Annotated in this window: 14 protein-coding genes; 8 read left to right on the top strand and 6 right to left on the bottom strand. The window is 68.8% G+C overall.

The features are described from left to right. Positions 1-21: 21 nt before the first annotated feature. Positions 22-978: a homoserine kinase gene (locus ACF8LI_RS17020; protein ID WP_016445800.1), complete on the bottom strand. Its 957-nt coding sequence runs from the start codon at positions 976-978 to the stop codon at positions 22-24. 126 nt (positions 979-1104) lie between these two features. Continuing rightward, on the bottom strand, positions 1105-1479 hold the full coding sequence (locus ACF8LI_RS17015) for a hypothetical protein (RefSeq protein ID WP_016451118.1): 375 nt from the start codon (positions 1477-1479) through the stop codon (positions 1105-1107). 72 nt (positions 1480-1551) lie between these two features. On the opposite strand from ACF8LI_RS17015, the gene polA reads away from it, so the two are divergent. The 3 genes from polA (at position 1552) to ACF8LI_RS17000 (ending at position 6486) form a co-directional block, all read left to right on the top strand. Beyond that, positions 1552-4395, top strand: coding sequence for a DNA polymerase I (polA, locus tag ACF8LI_RS17010; RefSeq protein ID WP_016445802.1), 2844 nt, complete (start codon positions 1552-1554; stop codon positions 4393-4395). Positions 4396-4452: 57 nt separating this feature from the next. Further along, positions 4453-5349, top strand: a complete 897-nt coding sequence (locus ACF8LI_RS17005) for a dienelactone hydrolase family protein (protein WP_016451120.1) — start codon at positions 4453-4455, stop codon at positions 5347-5349. Positions 5350-5652: 303 nt separating this feature from the next. Next, a complete protein-coding gene (locus ACF8LI_RS17000) occupies positions 5653-6486 on the top strand; it encodes a ZIP family metal transporter (protein WP_016445804.1) in 834 nt (277 codons plus the stop codon). Between the two features lie 17 nt (positions 6487-6503). Here the strand turns inward: ACF8LI_RS17000 and ACF8LI_RS16995 are convergent, their stop codons facing one another. After that, entirely contained in the window at positions 6504-7166 is a 663-nt protein-coding gene (locus ACF8LI_RS16995) for a response regulator transcription factor (protein ID WP_017405417.1), read from the bottom strand. Further along, positions 7163-8575, bottom strand: a complete 1413-nt coding sequence (locus ACF8LI_RS16990; protein WP_392413429.1) for a cache domain-containing protein — start codon at positions 8573-8575, stop codon at positions 7163-7165. Before ACF8LI_RS16990 ends, ACF8LI_RS16995 begins: the two co-directional genes overlap by 4 nt. 638 nt (positions 8576-9213) lie before the next feature. On the opposite strand from ACF8LI_RS16990, the gene ACF8LI_RS16985 reads away from it, so the two are divergent. Then, positions 9214-9684 carry a Rid family detoxifying hydrolase gene (locus tag ACF8LI_RS16985; protein ID WP_016445807.1) on the top strand — a complete coding sequence of 157 codons (471 nt, stop codon included), beginning with the start codon at positions 9214-9216 and terminating at the stop codon, positions 9682-9684. A 27-nt stretch (positions 9685-9711) separates the two neighbouring features. Further along, on the top strand, positions 9712-11196 hold the full coding sequence (locus tag ACF8LI_RS16980) for an aminotransferase class V-fold PLP-dependent enzyme (protein ID WP_016445808.1): 1485 nt from the start codon (positions 9712-9714) through the stop codon (positions 11194-11196). 172 nt (positions 11197-11368) lie between these two features. Here the strand turns inward: ACF8LI_RS16980 and ACF8LI_RS16975 are convergent, their stop codons facing one another. Beyond that, positions 11369-12130 carry a LytTR family DNA-binding domain-containing protein gene (locus tag ACF8LI_RS16975; protein ID WP_047217424.1) on the bottom strand — a complete coding sequence of 254 codons (762 nt, stop codon included), beginning with the start codon at positions 12128-12130 and terminating at the stop codon, positions 11369-11371. Then, the gene (locus tag ACF8LI_RS16970) at positions 12111-13265 is read right to left on the bottom strand and encodes a sensor histidine kinase (RefSeq protein WP_392413428.1); all 1155 of its coding nucleotides are present in this window, start codon (positions 13263-13265) and stop codon (positions 12111-12113) included. Before ACF8LI_RS16970 ends, ACF8LI_RS16975 begins: the two co-directional genes overlap by 20 nt. 191 nt (positions 13266-13456) lie before the next feature. Here ACF8LI_RS16970 and argH point away from each other — a divergent pair, with 191 nt between their 5' ends. The 3 genes from argH (at position 13457) to ACF8LI_RS16955 (ending at position 22465) form a co-directional block, all read left to right on the top strand. Beyond that, complete coding sequence (gene argH / locus ACF8LI_RS16965) at positions 13457-14938, top strand: argininosuccinate lyase (RefSeq protein WP_016445811.1); 1482 nt, start codon at positions 13457-13459, stop codon at positions 14936-14938. Between the two features lie 25 nt (positions 14939-14963). Beyond that, on the top strand, positions 14964-15962 hold the full coding sequence (locus ACF8LI_RS16960; RefSeq protein ID WP_016451125.1) for a Bug family tripartite tricarboxylate transporter substrate binding protein: 999 nt from the start codon (positions 14964-14966) through the stop codon (positions 15960-15962). Between the two features lie 440 nt (positions 15963-16402). Further along, the gene (locus ACF8LI_RS16955; protein ID WP_392413426.1) at positions 16403-22465 is read left to right on the top strand and encodes an alpha-2-macroglobulin; all 6063 of its coding nucleotides are present in this window, start codon (positions 16403-16405) and stop codon (positions 22463-22465) included. Position 22466: the final 1 nt, after the last annotated feature.

Below are 22466 nucleotides of genomic sequence, written 5' to 3'. Positions count from 1 at the left end.
CGTCGTGGCCGGCCTGGGACGTCAGTCCAGCGCCACGGGGCGGGCCAGGCGCTGGCGCAGCACGCGCTCGAAATGCGTGGGATCGTGGGGAACGAGCATGGAGGCCTCGCGCGGCAGGTGGAAATCCCACAGGCGGGAGATCCAAAAGCGCAGCGCGCCCGCGCGCAGCATGGGGTTGAACAGTTCTCGCTCGGCGGCGGTCAGGGGGCGCACGGACTGGTAGGCATCGATCATGGCCTTGGCCTTGGCCGCGTCATGGGCGCCTGTGGCGTGTTCGATGCACCAGTCGTTGAGGCACACCGCCAGGTCGAACAGCCAGCTGTCCACGCCTGCGAAGTAGAAATCGAAGAAGCCGGTCAGGCGCTCGCCATCGAACATCACGTTGTCGCGGAACAGGTCGGCATGCACGGGGCCGCGCGGCAGCGCCGCATAGGCGGGCGAGGCGGCCACATGGTTCTGGAAGGCCAGTTCGGAGCGCAGCAGGTCGGCGGTGGGTGCGTCGATGTGCGGGATCACCGTGGGCACGGTCTCGTTCCACCAGGGCAGGCCGCGCAGATTGGGCTGCTGGCGATCGTAGTCTCGGCCGGCCAGGTGCATGCGCGCCAGCATCTCGCCCACGGCGGCGCAGTGTGCGGGCTGGGGGGTCAGCTCGCTCCTGCCGGGAAGGCGGTTGACGATGGAGGCGGGCTTGCCGCACACGCGCAGCAGGATGTCGCCGCTGCGCGTCTCGGCCTGCGGGTCGGGCACGGGAATGCCGGCCTGCGCCAGATGCTTCATCAGGTACAGGTAGAAGGGCAGTTGCTCGGCCGTCAGGCGCTCGAACAGCGTCAGCACCCACTCGCCCTGCTCGGTGGTGAGAAAGTAGTTGGTGTTCTCTATGCCGCCCTGGATGCCGCGCAGCTCCTTGAAGGAACCCAGGGACATGCGGCGCAGCAGCTCGCGCGCATCTTTGTCGGAGACTTCGGTGAAAACGGCCATGTTTGCATTGCCGGCCAGCGCGGCTCGGCGGAAATCGTTGTCGTCAGATATGGAAAGAGGGCAGCGCCGTCAGGTGCTGCCCCCTGGGATGCCGCCGGGCCCGGGGCCCGGACAGTCCGGTGAGGATCAGAACTTCTTGAGGTTCCAGACGCGCGTGCCGTTGGTGCCGTCGCCATCGCCGCGGTTGCGGGAGGAGCGGGCGCCGTCGTTGGACTGCACCTCATAGGAGGGCATGTCGCCGACCTTGGGCTGCACGGTGATGCTTCGGGTCTGGCCGCCCACGCGCAGTTCGTCAACGCGGCTGCCTTCGTCTTCCACATGGATGCGTTCCACGCGCTGGTTGCTTCGGTCGCGGGCCTCGGGCCTGGCCGTGTCCGGCGCGGTCTGCCCGGCGGTCGCCGCCGCGGGGGCGGTGGAGGCAGCCGGGGCAGGCGTGGGGTTCTGGGCCAGCACGGGGCTGGCGGCCAGGCTCAGGAGGATGAGAAGTGGAGCGGCGCGCATGGGCTCCATTGTAGGTCTTGCGGCGGGCCCTGTCCCGCCCTGTCCCCCTGCCGGCGCGTGCACAATCGGCGCATGAGCAATTCCAAGACCCTGGTGCTGATCGACGGCTCCAGCTACCTCTACCGCGCCTACCACGCCATGCCGGATCTGCGCGCCGAGCCCGGCAACCCGGAAAGCCCCGCCACAGGCGCCATCCGCGGCATGATCAACATGCTCCAGGCGATCCGCAAGGAAGTGGCGGCCGACTACGCGGTCTGCGTGTTCGACGCCAGCGGCCCCACCTTCCGCGATGCGCTCTATCCCGAATACAAGGCGCACCGCTCGCCCATGCCCGACGATCTGCGCTCGCAGATCGAGCCCATCCACGAAGTGGTCCGCCTGATGGGCTGGCCCGTGCTGGCCATCCAGGGCGTGGAGGCCGACGACGTGATCGGCACCCTGGCCAAGACGGCCGCCGCCCAGGGCGTGAACGTGGTCATCTCCAGTGGAGACAAGGACCTGTCCCAGCTGGTGGATCCCCACATCATGGTGATGGACACCATGAGCGGCAAGCGCCGCGACGTGGCCGGCGTGACGGCCGAGTTCGGCGTGCCGCCTGCGCAGATGATCGACTACCAGGCGCTGGTCGGCGATGCCGTGGACAACGTGCCTGGCGTTGCCAAGGTCGGCCCCAAGACGGCCGTCAAGTGGCTGGCCGAGCACGGCTCGCTCGACGGCCTGATCGCTGCGGCCGACGGCATCAAGGGCGTGGCTGGCCAGAACCTGCGCGATGCCATCGCCTCGGGCCAGCTGGCACTGAGCCGCCAGCTGGTCACCATGAAGACCGACTGCGACCTGAGCGCCGAAGTGCCCACCCTGCCCGTGCTCGACGCGCTGGCGCCGCGCGAGCCCGACACCGCGCCGCTGCGCGAGTTCTATGAGCGCTACGGCTTCAAGGGGCTGGCACGCATGCTCGGCGGTGCCGCGCCCGAGCCCGATGCGCTGCAAGCCGTCAAGGCCGGCCGCAAGCCAGCGGCCAAGCCGCGTGCCGACCAGTCCACGGGCGACATGTTTGCCCAGGAGCAGGCCGAATCCGACGACGCCACCGCCGAGGCCGAGACCGCCCAGCAGCGTGCGCTGGACTACGACGTGGTGCTGACCTGGGAAGCGTTCGACCAGTGGCTGGCCAAGATCAACGCCGCCGAACTCACGGCCCTGGATACCGAAACCACCTCGCTGGACGAGATGCGTGCCGAGATCGTCGGCATCTCGCTGAGCGTGGAGCCCGGCGCCGCTGCCTACATCCCCCTGCGCCATGCCGGCCCCGACGCGCCCGAGCAACTGCCGGCCGACGAAGTGCTGCAGCGCCTCAAGCCCTGGCTGGAGGATGCGGCCCGGCCCAAGCTGGGCCAGCATGTCAAGTACGACCGCCATGTCTTCGCCAATGCCGGCATCGAGGTGCACGGCTATGTGCACGACACCATGCTGCAAAGCTATGTGCTGGAAGTGCACCGCCCGCACGGCCTGGCCAGCCTGGCGCTGCGCCACACCAACCGCACGGGCATCAGCTACGAAGACCTGTGCGGCAAGGGCGCCCACCAGATCCCCTTTGCCCAGGTGCCCGTGGACAAGGCTGCCGCCTACGCCTGCGAGGATGCGGACCAGACCCTGGACGTGCACCGCGTGCTGTGGCCGCAGCTGCAGGCGCACGACGGCCTGCGCGGCATCTACGAGCTGGAGATCGCCACCAGCGAGGCCCTGTTCCGCATAGAGCGCAACGGCGTGCTCATCGACGCCGCCACGCTGGCCAGGCAGAGCAACGATCTGGGCCAGCGCATCGTGCAGCTGGAGCAGGAGGCCTACGACATCGCGGGCCAGCCCTTCAACCTGGCCAGCCCCAAGCAGCTGGGCGAGATCTTCTTCGACAAGCTGGGCATGCCCGTGGTCAAGAAGACGGCCACCGGCGCACGCAGCACCGATGAAGAGGTGCTGGAGAAGCTGGCCGAGGACTATCCGCTGCCCGCCAAGCTGCTGGAGCACCGCAGCCTGTCCAAGCTCAAGGGCACCTATACCGACAAGCTGGCCCAGCTGGCGCTGCCGCGCACGGGCCGGGTGCACACGCACTACGCCCAGGCCGTGGCCGTGACGGGGCGCCTGTCCAGCAACGACCCCAACCTGCAGAACATCCCTATCCGCACGCCCGAAGGCCGGCGCGTGCGCGAGGCCTTCATTGCCGCGCCCGGCCATGTGATCGCCAGCGCCGACTACTCGCAGATCGAGCTGCGCATCATGGCCCACCTGTCGGGCGACGAGTCGCTGCTGCGCGCCTTCCACGAAGGCCGCGACGTGCACCGGGCCACGGCATCGGAAGTCTTCAACGTGGAGCTGGAGCAGGTCAGCAGCGAGCAGCGCCGCTATGCCAAGGTCATCAACTTCGGGCTGATCTACGGCATGAGCAGCTTTGGCCTGGCCAAGAACCTGGGCATAGAGACCAAGGCTGCCGCCGCCTACATCGACCGCTATTTCCAGCGCTATCCAGGCGTCAAGCGCTACATGGACGAGACGGTGGAATTCGCGCGCGACCACGGCTACGTGGAAACCGTCTTCGGCCGCCGCCTGTACCTGGTGGACATCAACGGCGGCAGCGGCCCGCGCAAGAAGGCGGCCGAACGGCAGGCCATCAACGCGCCCATGCAGGGCACGGCGGCCGACCTGATCAAGAAGGCCATGGTGGCGGTGCAGGCCGAGCTCGATGCCAGGCAGTCCGAGGTCCGCGTCATCATGCAGGTGCACGACGAACTGGTGTTCGAGCTGCCCGAAGGCGAGTCGGACTGGGTGCGCACCGAGATCCCGCGCCTGATGGCCGGCGTGGCCGACCTGAAGGTGCCGCTGCTCGCCGAGGTGGGCCTGGGACCCAACTGGGACAAGGCACATTGAGCTTCACGCAGGCATCGTAGACTTGGCCGGTTCTCAACCACCACCAAGGAGAGATGCATGCGTGACGATCAGCAGCAAGACCTGAAGGCCCTGGTTCCGGGGCGCAGCAGCGAAGAGGGGCCCACGCGGCGCCTGGCATTGCAGACGGCCCTGGGCCTGGGCTATGCCGCCGCGGCCACGCCGCTCATGGCGCAGACCGCCATCTCCACGCCGGCCGACGGCCTGACGGCCGGCGAGGTGCATTTCACCGTGAACGGCTTCAAGGTGCCGGCCTACCGCGCCGCACCCGCCGGCAAGAAGAATGTGCCCGTGGTGCTGGTGATCTCCGAGATCTTCGGCGTGCACGAATACATTGCCGACACCTGCCGCCGCCTGGCGCGTGCCGGCTACCTGGCCATCGCCCCCGATCTGTATGCGCGCCAGGGCGATCCCAAGACCTATACCGAGATCGCCAAGCTCATGAGCGAGCTGGTCTCCAAGGTGCCCGACGAACAGGTCATGGCCGACCTGGACGGCGCCGTGCAATGGGCGGGCACGCAGGGCGGCGATACGGCGCGCGTGGCCATCACGGGCTTTTGCTGGGGCGGGCGCATCACCTGGCTGTATGCGGCCCATGGCCCGGTCAAGGCCGGCGTGGCCTGGTACGGCCGGCTGGAAGGCGCCAAGACCGCGCTGCAGCCACGCCATCCGCTGGAGCTGGTCTCCAGCCTCAAGGCGCCGGTGCTGGGCCTGTATGGCGGGCAGGACACGGGCATTCCGCTGGAATCCGTGGAGCGCATGCGCGAGGCGCTCAAGCAGGGCTCGGCAGCGGCCAAGGCCTCGGAGTTTGTGATCTACCCGGAGGCGCCACACGCCTTCCATGCCGACTACCGGCCCAGCTACCGCGAGCAGGCTGCGCGCGACGGTTGGCAAAAAATGCTGGCCTGGTTCAATAAGCATGGGGTGACCCCCTGAGCGGCTGCGCCGCTTCCCCCTCTCTCGCTTCGCGGGAGGGGGACGACACCCTCGGTGCGGGGCGGCCCTTCCTCGGTGTCCCTGGTGTGAGGACGCGCCAGTTTTTAAGGTATTGCTGACTAGCTTTCAACTTTATTCGCGCAGGGGGGGCTTGACAGCTTCTGTAGGCTGAAACCGAGGGCACCCGACACCGTGGCCTGCTTCCTTCATGGGATCGCAGGCCACGGCTGCGATGGGGCCGGTCTTTCTGCGAGAATTCGCGGGTTTCGCCTGCAAGGGCATACGGTTGAAGCACAAATCGCTATGACATTGGTAGCAATCATTCTGGCCACCCTGGCCGCCGGTATTGGCAGCGTCTGGGTGGCCGCGTTGTTGATGGGGCTGGGAGGCAACCGCTCGCCGGGCATGATGCCGCAGCGGCTGTTGAGCCTGGCGGCGGGCGCGCTGCTGGCCACGGCCTTCATGCACCTCTTGCCCGAAGCCTTCGAGAGCGAGGCCGGCGCGCACGACCTGTTCGTCACGCTGCTGGTGGGCCTGGTGTTCTTTTTCCTGCTGTCCAAGGCCGAGCTGTGGCACCACGGGCATGAGCACGGCGCGCCGCCGGCCCATGAGCACGATCACCACGAGCATCACGATCACCAGGGCCACGCCCATGACCATTCCCATGGCCACCATCATGGCCACCGCCACGGCGGCTGGGCGGTGCTGACCGGCGACAGCGTGCACTGCTTCGGCGATGGCGTGCTGATCGCCTCCGCCTTCATGGCCGACATGCGCCTGGGGCTGATCGCGGCGGTGTCGGTGCTGGCCCACGAGGTGCCGCACCACATGGGCGACATCGTGGTGCTGCGCCAGTCCAGCTCCAACCGGCGCGTGGCCCTGATCAAGGTGTCCATGGCCGGGGCCGTGACCACGCTGGGCGGCATTGGCGGCTATTTCCTGGTCGGCCAGCTGCAGGAGCTGCTGCCGTACTTCCTGGCCGTGGCCTCCAGCAGCTTCATCTACGTGGCGCTGGCCGACCTGATTCCCCAGCTGCAAAAGCGCCTGAGCGCGCGCGAGACCGTGGCCCAGGTGGGCTGGCTGATGCTGGGCATCGTGCTGGTCACCGTGGTCAGCCGCGCGGCGCACGCGCACTGAGGGGGCGGCGTTTCAGGCTATCCCGCACCGGCCTGCACGGGCGTGCTGCCCAGCAGGTCGGCATAGTCCACGGCGTACTTGATGAAGGCCGCATGGCCGTCGATGCGCAGCTTGCGGCGCAGGTGCAGCCGGTGGGTTTCCACGGTACGCACCGAGGTGCCCATCAGCGCTGCAATCTCCTTGTTGGAGCGGCCCTCCGAGATCCACTGCAGCACGCTGGCCTCGCGCGGCGTGAGGGCGCGCCGGGGGCCGGCACCGGCGCCGTCGTCCTCGACCACGGGCTGCAGGCCGGGGCTGAAATACAGGCCGCCCGCGTAGACCCGGTCTATGGCCTCGATGAGCTGCTGCGCCGGTGCATCCTTGAGCACATAGCCGCGTGCGCCCAGTGCCACGGCGCGCCGCACGTATTCGGGGTCCTCGTGCATGGACAGCACCAGCACGCGCACCAGGGGGAACTGATCGCGGAACAGCGCGGCCAGGTCGATGCCGCTGGCGCCCGGCATGCGGATGTCGGTCACCACCAGGTCGGGCGACAGCTCGCGCGCCAGCGGCAGGGCCTGGTCCATGCTGGCGGCCTCGCCCACGACACGGATATGGTCGGTGGCCTGCAGGCGCATGGACACGCCGTCGCGCACAAGAGGGTGGTCGTCCACCAGGAGGATGCGGATCATGGGGTTCATGCAGCGGCCTGTGGGAGTTCGAATTCCGGTGAGGGAGACAGCGGCATGCCGCCGCTGCGGTAGAGCACGGCGACCAGCCGGGTGCCCCGGGCGCCCGAGCTGATGCTCAGATGGCCGCCCAGGCCCTCGATGCGCTCGCGCATGTTGCGCAGGCCGATGCCGCCCTGGCGGTCGCGCTGCACGCGGCGCATGTCGAAGCCCTGGCCGTCGTCGCTGACCTGCAGCACCACGCGGCGGCGCTGAAAGTGCAGGCTGACGTCGATGCGCGTGGCCTGCGCATGGTTTTGCGCATTCGTCACGGCCTCCTGGGCCACGCGGAACAGGGCCGTGGCGTGGCTGGGCGGCAGAAAGCGGGTCTCGCCCCGGCAGCCGAACTGCATGCGCAGGCCGTCCTCGGCCTGCATCTGCTGGCTCATCAGTGCCAGGGCCGGGGCCAGGCCCAGGTCGTCCAGCAGGGCGGGGCGCAGGCCGTGGGAGACGCGCCGTATCTCCACCAGCGCGTGGTTGAGCTGCTCCAGTCCCTGGTCCACCATGCGCTGGGCCGTGGCCGGGTCCTGTGCGGCCAGGCGCCTGAGCTGGGCCTGGGCCGTCTCCAGCAGGAACTTGGACGAGACCAGCACCTGGACCACGCCGTCATGCAGGTCGCGCGCCACGCGCGTGCGTTCTTCCTCCTGCGAATGCACCACGCGCTGGGCCAGGCGCTGCAGCTTGGTGCTGGACACGCGGTGGTCGCTGAGATTGAACGCCAGCCCCGCCACGCCGATGAGCACGATGCACAGCGCCGCAATGCCGAAGATGCGCCAGCGCGTGGCCGCGATATTGGCCTGGGCGCTTTCGTCGATCTGGCGCAGCGCCTGCTCCACATCGTCCAGGTACAGGCCCGTGCCCAGCGACCAGCCCCATTCGGGGATCGTGGCCACGTAGGCGAGCTTGGCCTCGGTACGCAGCGAGGACGGCTTTTGCCACTGGTAGCGCACCAGGCCGCCGCCGCTGCGCGCGGCATCCAGGATGATCCTGGCGGGCCCTGCGCCGCCCGGGCTGTTGGGATCGCACAGGTCCACGCCCGACAGGCCCATCTGCCGCGCATCCAGCAGCACGTTGCCGTGTTCGTCGTAGACAAAGAAGTAGCCGTCCTCGCCGAACTGCATGCGCGCCAGCGTATCCAGCGCCTGGCGCCGCTGCACGGATGGCTCCTCGCCGCTGGACTGGATGCGCGCCAGCGCCGTGGTCGCCAGCTGCACGTAGTGCCGCAGCTCGGTCTCCTTGCTGTGCAGGTAGGCGGTCTCGACCAGCTCTCGTTCCTGGCGGGCCAGCTCCAGTGTCTGGTGTTGCACGGTCACCGCGACCAGGCCCAGGGCCAGCGCGATGGCGGCAATCGACAGAAGCGCAAGTTTCAGCGGAAGTTGCATGGGAGCCTGTGTGGGGTGCACCGACGATCTTTTCCGCCCAGTGCACGGACCTTGTCAACAGGGCTTGCGCGCATGGCGCCGGGGCCCGGCAGCGGACCTTGAATGGCGGGCGTCGTATCTGCCAATGGCCTGTGCGCGCTGCATATCCACGCGCGCAGGAAAAGGAATTTGAATATCCCAAGGAAAATGCCATGGATAATATATTTCGCGCACGAAAGAATATCCCATTGACATAGGGAATCCGATATGCATTTTCTTGGTGCGTTGTCCCCTTTTTGGGGTCTTGAATAATGGTTTTGCCGTATTGTGGTGCGCCGTCCCTCATCTGTCTGACATGCCTGGCTACGGTTGAGCAGGTTCCGTGCCAAGCCGTTGTTTCAGAAGAGAGTTATCCTGCTGCGTAGCACTGCGCAAGCGGTCCTGCGTAGTGGTGCGTAGGGGAAAATTCATTATCGAATGCTCCAGATCCCTGCCTAGAATTTCTCCGTGAAATCACTGATTCGAATCATTTTGTGTCAATGATTCATGTCGCCTTCGATGACCCAATTAAATGGTGACGAAGTGTTTCCGGGGCGCCGTTGCAGTAATGCGCGGCACGGCAGTGGCAGTTTGTATTCTTGTTTCAGAAAGGCAATACCATGGATATTCGATCGAACCTGCGGCGCGTGGCGCTGGCATGCGGTGTGGCGGCGGCGGTAGCGACGCTGGCGGGCTGCGCCGCGCCCCACAAGCGCGAGGTGCTGTCCACCACGCAGATCTATCCGGCCATCGGCCCGTATTCGCAGATGGTGGCGCATGGCAACACGATCTACTTCTCGGGCGTGCTGCCGCTGAACGCGCAGGGCACGGCCATCCAGGGCACGACCATCGAGGAGCAGACGCGCGCCGTGCTGGACCACATCGGCGCCAAGCTCAAGTCCCAGGGACTGGGCTATGAGGATGTGCTGTCCACCTCGGTCTTCATGAAGGACCTCAACGAGTTCGCCGCCATGAACAAGGTCTATGGCGAGTACTTCAAGACCGGCGCCCCCGCTCGGGCCACGGTGGAGGTGGCGCGCCTGCCGCGCGATGTGAAGATCGAAATCTCGGCCATCGTCGGCCGCCGCTGACCGCTTGCGCAACGACAGGAGGACCGCATGAACGCACGACACCCCCAGATCGCGGCCGAGCAGGCCACATCCCTGACCGCCACTGCGGCCGCCGGCGAATCCGGCTATCCCGCGCGCTGGACTTCCAAGCGCCGCGACTTCCTGCGCATGCTGGGCTACGGCACCGGCGCAGCCACGCTGGGCCCGCTGCTGGCTGCCTGCGGCAGCGGCAATGCCCAGACCTCGGCCGCTGCGCTGCGCGAGCAGCTCATGCGTGACGAGGCCTTCTGGACCGACGTGCAGAGCATGTTCATCCTCAAGCCCGAGAAGACCTACATGAACATCGGCACGGCGGGCTCTATGCCCAAGCTGGTGCTCGATGTGTTCGATACCGAAAACCGCAAGAAGGCCGCCGACTCGGGCAACGGCTACAGCAACCTGCTGGACCTGCGCAAGCAGGTGGCGCCGGGCTTTGGCGTGGATGCCGACGAGCTGGCCTTCTCGGCCAACACCTCCTCGGGCATGTGCCACGCCATCCTGGGCATCGACTGGCAGCGTGGCGACGTGGTGGTGACCACCAACCACGAGCACGGCGGCGGCGACACGCCGCTGAAGATCGCCCAGGACCGCTACGGCATCGAGGTCTCGCGCATTGCGCTGCCCGTGGGCAACAACCAGACGGCCGCCACCTACGTGAACCTGTTCGACGAGCGCATCCGCGCGCTCAAGGCCCAGGGCAAGCGCGTGCGCGCCATGATGTGGTCCTCTCCCACCTACAAGACCGGCACCATGCTGCCCATTGCCGACCTGATGGGCGTGGTCAAGGCGCACGGCCTGATCAGCATCGTGGACGGCGCCCACCTGCCGGGCATGATGGCCTACAACTATGCGGAGCTGGGCATGGACTTCATGTCGGGCGCGGGCCACAAGTGGCAGTGCGGCCCGGGCTCCACGGGCATCCTCATCATCCGCAACAAGATCCGCGCCTCCAACCCGCTGCCCCTGCCCAAGTGGTACCCGGTGCACACCAGCGCCTACCCGGCGCTGGAGCGCACGACCACGGCCAAGGAGACCTACGACATCGCCGCCTCGGTCACCTCCTGCGGCAGCGTGCACACGCCCATGTTCATGGCGCTGGCCCAGGCCTGCGCGCAGTGGGACAGCATCGGCCGCAAGAAGATCGAGACCTATGACCTGACGCTGTCGTCCTACCTCAAGGAAAAGATCGTCGAGCGCTGGGGCGTGGACTCGCTGTACTCGCCCAAGGACGATCCCAAGCTGCTGTCGGCGCTGACCTGCTTCAACCCGTTCCAGAACAAGGACGACGTGATGAACGGGACCAAGTCCTCGACCTTCGTGGCGCGCATGCTCAGCGACTATCCGCAGGGCTTCGTGATCCGCAACTCCAACTTCCCCGTGATCGGCGCGGCGGCAGACCACTACGGCGTGCGCGTGTCCACGCACCTGTGGCATGACGCGCGGGACATCGATCTGCTGGTGGATGCGATGTGGGATCTGTCTAGAAAAATGTAGCCCCCTGAGGCGCTGCGCGCCTTCCCCCCGAGGGGGACGACACCCTCGCTGCGGGGCGGCGCGGCCGGCATAGGCCCTTGCTCGGTGTCCCTCGCGTTGGGCCATGCTTGTGTTGCGGGCGTGCTTTCTGACGCGGGGGGGGTCTTGGGCCGGGCTCCTTGAGCCCTGCGCCTCAGCCGGGCTGTCCTTCGTCGCGGATGGCGGCGCGGACCTGGGGGAGCTGGCGGCGCGAGACCATGAGCAGTTCGGGGATGCCGTGCAGGCGCAGGGCCCAGCCTTCGCCTTCGGTGGGGTCGTCGTGGCGTTCCAGGGCGCGCAGGGCGCTGCGGGCCACCAGCGCGTTGCGGTGCACGCGCAGCAGGTGATCGGCGTGGCGGGCCTCCAGGTCGGCCAGTGCACCGTCGAGGATGTAGCTGCGGCCCACGGTGCGCACGGTCACGTATTTCTGTTCGGCCTTGAGGTAGAGCACCTCCGACAGGGGCAGGCGCACGGTGGCGCCCCGGTCCTGTATCAGCAGCACGGGGCCGCCGTCGCGTTCGGCCGTCTGGTGCGCGGCCGTGCGCGCGGCCTTGGCCAGGGCCTGCTGCAGGCGTTCGCGGCGCACGGGCTTGGTCAGGTAGTCGGCAGCATCCAGGTCGAAGGCCTCGACCGCGTGGCCGGCATGGGCGGTGACGAAGACCACGGCAGGCGGCAGCGGCAGGCGGCGCAGCATATGGGCCAGGGCCAGGCCGTCCTGGCCGGGCATGTGGATGTCCAGCAGTGCCAGCTCCACGGGGCGCGGGCCCGGCGCCTGCAGCACGGCCATGGCCTGGCGGGCGTCCGCCGCCTCGCTGACCTGGTGCGGGCCGCTGCCCGTGCATGCCTGCACGTCGGCCAGCAGGGTGCGCAGCCGCGCGCGGGCCAGGGCTTCGTCGTCAACGATCAGGATGTGCATGGTGCTTCTTCTTCGATAAAGCCTTCGTGGGTTGGCTGGCAGGCGGTGCCAGCGGCAGGCTGATGCGCACCACGAAATGCCCGTTGAGCGTGCGCGCCGTGAGGTGGGCCTGCAGGTCGTGCAGCAGCGACAGCCGGGCGCGCACATTGGCCAGCGCAATGCCGTTGCCGCGCGTGCCGGCTGCGCTGGCGGAATCGATCTCGGAGGGCAGGGTGTTGGTGATGCGCACCTCCACCAGATCGCCACGGCGCTCGGTGCGCACCTGCAGCTTGCCGCCGCGTGCGCTGGGCTCCACGCCATGGCGTATGGCGTTTTCCACCAGCGGCTGCAGCAGCAGCGGCGGCAGAAGGGCGCCGTGGGCGGCAGGGTCCAGTTGCCAGCGCACCTGCAGCCGTTCGCCAAAGCGCACCTGCTCGATGGCCAGGTAGCGCTGGGCCAGCTCGATCTCCTCGGCCAGCGTGGTCGTGCTGTGCGGCTCGGCCAGCGCATAGCGGAACAGGTCGCTGAGGTCCTCCAGCAGGGCCTCGGCCTTGGCGGGCTCGGCGCGCACCAGGGCGATGGCGCTGTTGAGCGTGTTGAACAGGAAATGCGGGCGTATGCGCGACTGCAGCTCGGCCAGCCGCGCCTGCGTGTCGGCGGGTGCGTGGCCGCGTGCGCGCAGCACCAGGGCTGCGACCAGCAGGGCTGCCAGCAGTCCGCCGGACACGGCGCTGGCCAGCCAGGGGGCGCTGGTGCCGCCGGCCAGGTGCAGCATGGCGCAGGCATACAGCCCGGCCGCCATGCCCAGCAGCACACCGGCCGCGTACTGGCCGTAGGCGGGCAGCCGCTGCAGCGGGTGCTTGAGCAGGCAGGCGGCCACCAGCCAGACCAGCGTGCCGGGCAGGCAGGCGCCGGTCAGCAGGGCCATGCCCTGCAGCCACTGCAGGGGCGAGTCGGCGCCGAACATCGAAGCCGTTGCCACCACGGCCTGCACAAACAGCACGGCGCGCAGCACCACGCCTACGTTGCAGGCGTCAAAGACCAGCGCCGCGGGCAGGGGCGGGGGGGCAGTGGTGGGGGTCGACTGGGTCGGCAAGGGGCGGCAGGTAGTGTTTCGGCGGGTGGGGTTCGCGCCGCATGCCCGGATTATGGTCATGCCGGGCGGGCCTGCACAGCGGTCACACCGCCCATGCACACCCATGCACGCCCATGCAGGCCCGTGTAGGCCCCTGCACGGGCGTGGCGCCGCCCAGGTCGATAGAATCTTCGCTTCCTGCCTGCGCCGGGGGGCGATGCCGCCCGCCGCCTGCGCTGCCTGCACAGCCCCATCGAAGATCGCGTCCTCACATGTCTGCCAATCAACCAACGTCCGCCTCGCACAACCAGCTCGATACCAAGGCCCAGGCCTGGTCCGCTCTCTTCGAAGAGCCGATGAGCGATCTGGTCAAGCGCTATACCTCCAGCGTGTTCTTCGACAAGCGCCTGTGGCAGGCCGACATCACGGGCAGCTTGGCGCATGCCGAGATGCTGGCGGCCCAGGGCATCATCGCCGCCGCCGACCATGAAGCCATCCGCAAGGGCATGGCGCAGATCACGCAGGAAATCGAATCCGGCCAGTTCGAGTGGAAGCTCGACCTGGAAGACGTGCACCTGAACATCGAGGCCCGCCTGACCCAGCTGGTCGGCGACGCCGGCAAGCGCCTGCACACGGGCCGCAGCCGCAATGACCAGGTGGCCACCGACGTGCGCCTGTGGCTGCGCGGCGAGATCGACCTGATCGAAGGACTGCTGGGCGAGCTGCAGCTGTCCCTGGTCGAAGTGGCCGAGAAGAACGTGGACGTGATCCTGCCCGGCTTCACCCACCTGCAGGTGGCCCAGCCCGTGAGCTTTGCCCACCACCTGCTGGCCTATGTGGAAATGTTCAAGCGCGATGCCGAGCGCATGCTGGACCTGCGCCGCCGCGTCAACGTGCTGCCGCTGGGCAGTGCCGCCCTGGCCGGCACCACCTACCCGCTGGACCGCGAGCGCGTGGCCCGCACGCTGGGCATGGAAGGCGTCTGCCAGAACTCGCTGGACGGCGTCAGCGACCGCGACTTCGCCATCGAATTCACCTCGGCCGCCAGCCTGTGCATGGTGCACGTGAGCCGCCTGTCCGAAGAGCTGATCATCTGGATGAGCCAGAACTTCGGCTTCATCCGCATCGCCGACCGCTTCACCACCGGCTCGTCGATCATGCCGCAGAAGAAGAACCCCGACGTGCCCGAGCTGGCACGCGGCAAGACCGGCCGCGTGGTCGGCCACCTGATGGGCCTGATCACCCTGATGAAGGGCCAGCCCCTGGCCTACAACAAGGACAACCAGGAAGACAAGGAGCCGCTGTTCGACACGGTGGACACCCTGAAGGACACGCTGCGCATCTTCGCCGAGATGATCGGCGGCCAGGCCGACCCGGCCACGGGCGGCAAGAAGGGCGGCATCACCGTCAACGCCGAAGCCATGCGCGCCGCCGCGCTCAAGGGCTACGCCACGGCCACCGACCTGGCCGACTACCTGGTCAAGAAGGGCCTGCCCTTCCGCGACGCGCACGAGACCGTGGCCCATGCCGTCAAGCTGGCCTCGCAAAAGGGCGTGGACCTGACCGAGCTGCCGCTGGCCGAACTGCAGGCCTTCAATCCCGGCATCGAGGCCGATGTCTTCGAGGCACTCAGCCTGGAAGGCTCGCTCAATGCGCGCAACACCCTGGGCGGCACGGCGCCGGCCCAGGTGCGCAAGCAGCTGGCAGGCCACCAGGCGCGCTTGAACGCACGCCTGAACGCGCGCCTGGGCTGATCCCCCCGTTCGCCGGAGCCACGCCATGACATCCTCCCGCCGCCAACTGCTGACGGGGGCGCTGCGCGCCGCCGGCGCAGTGACCGCCGTTGCCGCCTCGTCCGCCCTGGCCCCGCTGGCCTGGGCCCAGCCGGGGCAGGCCATTCGCATCCTCGTGGGCTTTCCGCCGGGCGGCGGCACGGATGCCATCGCACGCCTGCTGGCCGACCGGCTCAAGGACGTGCTGGGCACCACGGTGCTGGTGGACAACCGCCCCGGCGCGGGCGGGCAGATCGCGGCGCAGCAGCTCAAGGCGGCTGCGGCCGATGGCCACACGCTGTTCCTCACGCATGACCACACCATCTCCATCCTGCCCCAGGTGGTGAAGAAGCCGGGCTTCGACCCGGCCCATGACTTCGTTCCCGTGGCCGGCTTTGCCACCTTCGTGAACGCGCTGGCGGTCTCCGCCAGCACGCCGGCGCGCAACCTCGCCGAGTATGTGGAGTGGGTGCGCCAGGGCGCAAAGCGCGGCAGCATCGGCATACCCGCGCCCGCGTCCACGCCGGAATTCCTGGTCAGGCTGCTGGGCGAGCACTACAGGCTGGACCTGGTGGCCGCGCCCTACCGGGGCAGCGCGCCCATGCTGGCCGACATGCTGGGCAACCAGATCCCGGCCGGCATCGCCTCGGTGCAGGACTTCATGGAAAACCACAAGGCCGGCAAGCTGCGCGTGATCGGCGTGCTGGGCACGCGCCGCCAGGCCACCATGCCCGAAGTGCCCACGCTGGCCGAGCAGGGCGTCAAGGGCTTCGAGGACACGCCCTACTACGGCATCTACGCGCCGCGCGGCACGCCCCAGGCCTTCATCGACCGCTTCTCCGCCGCCGTGGCCACCGTGCTCAAGCAGCCCGATGTGCACGAGCAGCTCACCGCCCTGGGCCTGACCGTGGGCCACATGCCGCCCGCGCAACTGGCCGAGCGCGAGCAGGCCTATACCCAGGTCTGGAAACGCATCATCCAGACCAGCGGCTTCCAGCCGCAGTAAGACAGGCGGACTGCGGGGCGACAGCCTCCGCAACCGGCAAGCGCTGTGTTTTGGTACGGCCATCGCCGGAGCTGACGGTGCAGTGGGTGGCGCGAATCCTTGTGATCAGACATATATGACGCCCTTGTGCGCCGATGTCTTACAGATGGATACACCGCAGACCCGGTTCCGGGCACCCGCAGCAGGGCCTGCAGCGGATGCGGCCCGGTATCATCCCGCGCAGTGGTTTTCAGCCGCAGCGGATGCGGCCCTGCATTCGGCGCATGCGGGCGGCGGGCATCTGCCTCGTTGCAGCCCTTGCCGCCGAGCCCTGCCGCAGCGCAGGGCTTTTCATTTGCAGCCTGTGCACCGTGCACCGTGCACGGCGCGCGCCGCAGCGCTGAAAGCCTGCTCATTCCAAGAAAACACCGGGCCATCTGAGCCCGACAGAAGGGATTGCCATGGGGGTGCTTCGCACGACAGCGATCAAGGGGTTCCAGAGTCCGCCGGCGCACGGCCGGGCCTGGGGCCGGTGGGGTTTGGGCCTGCTGCTGGGATCGGCGGCGCTGGCGGCGCAGGCCGTGGGCGTGCGCCAGTTCAGCCCGCAGGGAGAGGTGGCCAAGGTCGAGCAGGTGGTGGTGCAGTTCGATGGCACGGCCGTGCGCTTTGGCGACCCCAAGGCGGCCGCGCCGGTCACGCTCAGCTGCAGCGATGCGGCGGCCACCCAGGGCACGGGCCGCTGGAACAGCGACCGCGAATGGGTGTTCGACTTCAAGCAGGCCCTGCCGCCCGGCGTGCGCTGCACGGCCCAGCTCGTGGCCGGCTACAAGTCGCCTGCGGGCACGGCCGTGACGGGCGCTGCCAGCTACCAGTTCCAGACCGGCGGCCCGGCCGTGCTGGACATGGCACCCGACACCTATGAACAGATCGACGAGGAGCAGTACTTCGCGCTGCGCCTGTCGGGCCCGGCCACCGTGCAAAGCCTGCAGCAGCACATGTGGTGCACGGCCGAAGGCGTGGGCGAGCGCATTCCCGTGCGCCTGATCGAAGGCAAGGAGCGCGACGAGCTGCTCAAGCACCGCGGCTGGGACAAGGCCGCTGCCAAGAACCCGCTGCAGTACGCCACGCTGGCCTGCAACCGCCGCCTGACGGCGGGCACGACCATGAAGCTGGTCTTCGGCGCCGGCATTGCCACGCCCAACGGCGTGGCCAGCCGCCAGGACAAGCGCTTCGAGTACCGCGTGCGCGAGCCCTTCGCCGCCGAGTTCAGCTGCGAGCGCGAGAACGCCCAGGCCGCCTGCCTGCCGATCCGTCCCATGCGCCTGCGCTTCAATGCCCCCGTGCCGCGCAAGCTGGCCGAGGGCATCCGCCTGAGCAGCGGCGCCTCCAAGGTGGCGCCCGTGATCGACAGCGAATACGGCGAAAAGCTCAGCGAGGATTCGCTGGTGCAGAACCTGAGCTTCCCGGCCACCATGCAGGCCCAGGCGCGCTACACGGTGGAGCTGCCTCCGCAGTTCAAGGACGCGGCAGGCCGCAGCCTGAGCAATGCCGACATGTTCCCGCTGCAGGTGGCCACGGGCGCGCTGCCGCCGCTGGCCAAGTTCGCGGCCTCGCCCTTCGGCATCGTCGAGCGCTACGCCGAAGGCCCGGACGGCCCGGCCCTGCTGCCCGTGACGCTGCGCAATGTGGAGTCCGAGCTGGCCACCAAGTCCCTGGACGCCAGCCGCGTGAGCACCAAGCAGCCCGGCAGCGATGCCGAGATCATCGCCTGGATGCGCCGCGTGGCCGACTACGAGTCCTCCGACATGGACCGCAAGCGCGCCTCGCGCGACATCAAGGGCCCGCTGCCGCCCGTGATCGACAACGAAAACCGCGACTATGTGCAGACGCGCATGCTGTCGCTGCTGGCCGGCCAGGGCGACGTCAAGACGCTGGAGCTGCCCAAGCCCGCCAAGGGCGATCCGCGCCCGTTCGAGGTGGTGGGCATTCCGCTCACGCCGGGCTTTCATGTGGTCGAGATCGCCTCGCCGCTGCTGGGGCAGTCGCTGCTCGACGAGCGCTACGGCTCGGCGCGCAGCATGTATGTGCGCACCTCGGCCCTGGTGACCAACCTGTCCGTGCACTTCAAGCTTGGCCGCGAGAACGCGGCCGCCTGGGTGACCACGCTGGACAAGGGCCAGGCCGTGGCCAATGCCAGGGTCCAGGTCTCCGACTGCAATGGCAAGGTGCTGACCTCGGCCACCACCGACGCCAGCGGCGTGGCCCGCCTGGACGGCCTGTCGCCCGAGCCGCCCCAGTGCACGGGCGGTGTCGGCTACCGCTCGCCGGCCTACTTCGTCAGCGCGCGCGCCCAGGGCAAGGACGGCCAGCAGGAGCTGGCCTTCACCTGGAGCGACTGGCAGCGCGGCATCGAGTCCTGGCGCTTCAACGTGCCCACCAGCCGCAGCGCCCAGCGCGACGAAGTGGCCCACACCATCTTCGACCGCACGCTGCTGCGCGCCGGCGAGACCGTGTCCATGAAGCACCTGATGCGCACCCAGACCGGCATCGGCCAGGGGCAGGGCGGCTTTGCGCTGCCCGAGCAGCGGCCCACGCAACTGGTCATCACCCATGAAGGCAGCGGCCAGCAGTACACGCAGCCGCTGCAGTGGCGTTCCACGGGCACGGGCGGCCTGAGTGCGGAAAACAGCTTCTCCGTGCCCAAGGGCGCCAAGCTGGGTTCGTATTCGGTGGAGCTGCGCGGCGAGGGCAACGGCTCGCGCGGGCGCAACAACCGCTTCGGCACGGGCAGCTTCCGTGTCGAGGAATTCCGCCTGCCCGTGCTCGAAGGCCGTGTGGGCCCCGAGGGCAAGCAGGCCCTGGTCGGCGTCTCCAGCCTGCCGGTGCAGGTGCAGGTGAACTACGTCTCCGGCGGCCCGGCCGCCAATTTGCCGGTGCGTGTGTCCGCCCTGGTGCGCTCCACCTGGATGGACCGCAGCGACTGGCAGGGCTTCAGCTTCTCGGCACCGCGCAGCGCCCAGGACACGGGCCAGAGCGATGACGAGGAGGCCACGGCCTCCCAGGACAGCAAGGTGGTGGCCGACAAGCTGCCCGTGACACTGGACCGTGAAGGACTGGGCAAGCTCAAGATCGAGAACCTGCCCAAGCTGCGCGAGCCGCGCGAGCTGCTGATCGAGGCCACCTATGCCGACCCCAATGGCGAGGTGCAGACCCTGCGCAGCACGCAGATGCTGTGGCCCGCGGCCATCGTGGCCGGCGTGCGCGCCGAAAGCTGGATCACCACGGGCCGCAAGCTGCAGTTCCAGGCGCTGGCGCTGGGGGTGGACGGCAAGCCCCAGGCCGGCGTCCCGGTCAAGGTGGAGGCCATCTCCCGCGTCACCACCAGCAGCCGCAAGCGCCTGGTGGGGGGCTTTTACAGCTACGACAACCAGACCGCGCTCCAATCCATGGGCACGGTGTGCACGGGCAACAGCGATGCCCAGGGCATGGTGCAGTGCGAGGCCCAGCTGTCGCAGCCCGGCGAGGTCGAGCTGATCGTCACCGCCTCCGACAAGGACGGCCGGCCCGCCCAGGCCGCCTCCAGCGTCTGGGTCACGCGCCAGGGCGAGCTGTGGTTCGGCGGCGAGGACCATGACCGCATGGACGTGCTGCCCGAAAAGCGCAGCTACGAGCCCGGCGAGACCGCGCGCTTCCAGGTGCGCATGCCCTTCCGCTATGCGACGGCCCTGGTCGCCGTGGAGCGCGAAGGCATCGTCAGCACCCAGGTCATGCAGCTCAATGGCCAGAACCCCACCGTGGAGCTGAAGGTCCAGCCCGACTGGGGGCCCAACGTCTACGTGAGCGTGCTGGCCCTGCGCGGGCGGCTGCGCGAGGTGCCCTGGTACAGCTTCTTCACCTGGGGCTTCAAGGCGCCGCGCGAATGGTGGAATGCCTTCTGGCACGAGGGCAAGGAATACATCGCGCCCACGGCCCTGGTCGATCTGTCCAAGCCCGCCTACCGCCTGGGCATGGCCGAGATCCGCGTGGGCACCAAGGCCCATCGCATCGACGTCAAGGTCACGGCCGACCAGGCCAGCTACCAGGTGCGCGGCACCGCCAAGGTCACCATCAGCGCCACGCTGCCCGACGGCAAGCCCGCCGCTGGCGCCGAGGTGGCCCTGGCGGTCGTGGACCAGGCCCTGCTGGAGCTCATGCCCAACACCAGCTGGCAGCTGGCCGACGCCATGCTGCGCCGCCGCGAGTGGGGCGTGCAGACCTCGACCGCGCAGATGGAGGTGATCGGCAGGCGCCACTACGGCCGCAAGGCCGTGGCCGCTGGCGGCGGCGGTGGCCGCAGCCAGACGCGCGAGCTGTTCGAGACGCTGCTGCTGTGGAATCCGAGCGTGGTGTTGGACGCCCAGGGCAAGGCCCAGGTCAGCGTGCCGCTCAACGACTCGCTGACCACCTTCCAGGTGGTGGCGGTGGCCGACCATGGCGTGTCGATGTTCGGCACGGGCCAGGCGCCCATCCGCACGGCCCAGGACCTGCAGATCATCAGCGGCCTGCCGCCGCTGGTGCGCGAGGAGGACCAGTTCCGTGCCATGGTCACGCTGCGCAACACCTCGGCCAAGGCCATGAAGGTGCAGGTCACGCCGCGCGCCACGCTGCTGGAGCTGGCAGCGCAGACCGTGGAGATTCCCGCGGGCGAGGCGCGCGAGGTGGGCTGGAACGTCACCGCCCCGGCCCAGCTGGGCCAGACCCGCGCCGAGTCGCTGATCTGGGAGATCGAGGCCCGTGACACCGCAGGTGGCGACAAGCCCGCCAGCGACAGGCTGAAAGTCAGCCAGCGCATCATCCCGGCCGTGCCGCTGACGGTGCAGCAGGGCACGCTGATGCAGGTCGATGGCAGCATCAACCTGCCCGTGCAGCTGCCGGCCGACGCGCTGGCCGGCCGCGGCGGCCTGCGCATGTCGCTGGCGCCCAAGCTGGCCGAAGGCCTGCCGGGCGTGCGCGACTGGTGGGCGCGCTATCCCTACAGCTGCCTGGAGCAGGTCACCAGCAAGGCCGTGGGCATGAGCGACGCCACGCTGTGGCAGTCCACCATGGGCCAGCTGCCCAGCTACCTGGACAGCGACGGCCTGGCCAGCTACTTCCCGCTGGCAGGCGACGGGTCGGGCCGTGCGGCCCGCGGCAGCGATACGCTGACGGCCCACCTGCTCAACCTCTCGGCACTGGCACAGGGCGTGGACAAGCGCTTCGTGCTGCCGGCGGCCGAGCGCGAGCGCATGGAAAACGGCCTGATCGCCTTCGTCGAAGGCCGCATCCAGCGCAGCTTCTGGAGCCCGCGCAAGGACCTGGACATGCGCAAGCTGGCCGCCATCCAGGCGCTGGCGCTGACGGGCCGCGCCAATCCGCGCATGCTCGACAGCATCACCATCGCGCCCAACGACTGGCCCACGCATGCCGTCATCGACTGGGTGGCCCTGCTCAAGCACATGCGCGAGCTGCCCCAGCGCGAACAGCAGCTGGCCCAGGCCCAGCAGATCCTGCGCGCCCGCCTGAGCTACCAAGGCACGCGCGTGGCCTTCAGCAACGAGCAGGACGACCAGTGGTGGTGGCTGATGCAGGGCCCCGAGGTCAACCTGGCCCGCCTGATGCTGGTCAACATGGACGACCCGACGTGGAAGGAAGAGCTGCCGCGCCTGGCCAACGGCTTCATCTCGCGCCAGAGCAACGGTGCCTGGGGCACGACCACGGCCAACCTGTGGGGGGCGCTGGCACTGCAGCGCTTCTCGCAGCAGTTCGAGGCCACGCCCGTGACGGGCGCCACCCAGGCGGCTTTGGGCGCGTCCCAGGCCCGCGTGGAGTGGAGCCAGGTCACGCGCATGCGCGCCAGCGACAGCGAGGGCGCGGCGCACCAGGCGTCCAGCTTCGGCGCGACCACGGTGGTCGGCGGCCTGCGCAACAACACCATGTTCCTGCCCTGGAGCGCGGTGGGCGAGGCCCGCAAGGGCCAGCTTACGGTGACCCAGCAGGGCACGGGCAAGCCCTGGCTCACGCTGCAGTCTGTGGCGGCCGTGCAGTTGAAGGCGCCATTCAGCGCCGGCTACACCGTCACGCGCACGGTCAAGCCCGTGGAGCAGGCCGACAAGAGCCTGCCCGCAGGCCAGTACTCGCGCGGCGACGTGCTGCGCGTCACGCTGGAGGTGCAGGCCCGCACCGACATGACCTGGGTGGCCATCACCGACCCCGTGCCCACGGGCGCCACCATCCTGGGCGGCGGCCTGGGGCGCGACTCGGAGATCGCCTCGGGCGGCGAGCGCGCAGAAGGCGCGGGCTGGCTGGCTTATGAAGAGCGCAGCTTCGAGGCCTACCGCGCCTACTACCAGTACCTGCCCAAGGGCAATACGCGCGTGGAGTACACCGTGCGGCTGAACAATGCCGGCGACTTCGCGCTGCCGCCCACGCGGGTGGAGGCACTGTATGCGCCCGAGATGTTCGGCGAGGTTCCCAACGCCCGCATCAAGGTGGGCGACAAGCGCTGAT

The sequence above is a fragment of the Delftia sp. WSY_12 genome (genome assembly GCF_043104645.1).
Classification (GTDB): domain Bacteria; phylum Pseudomonadota; class Gammaproteobacteria; order Burkholderiales; family Burkholderiaceae_C; genus Comamonas; species Comamonas tsuruhatensis.
Note: the sequence above shows the minus strand (reverse complement) of the source record. Positions and strands in the feature narration are given on the sequence as shown.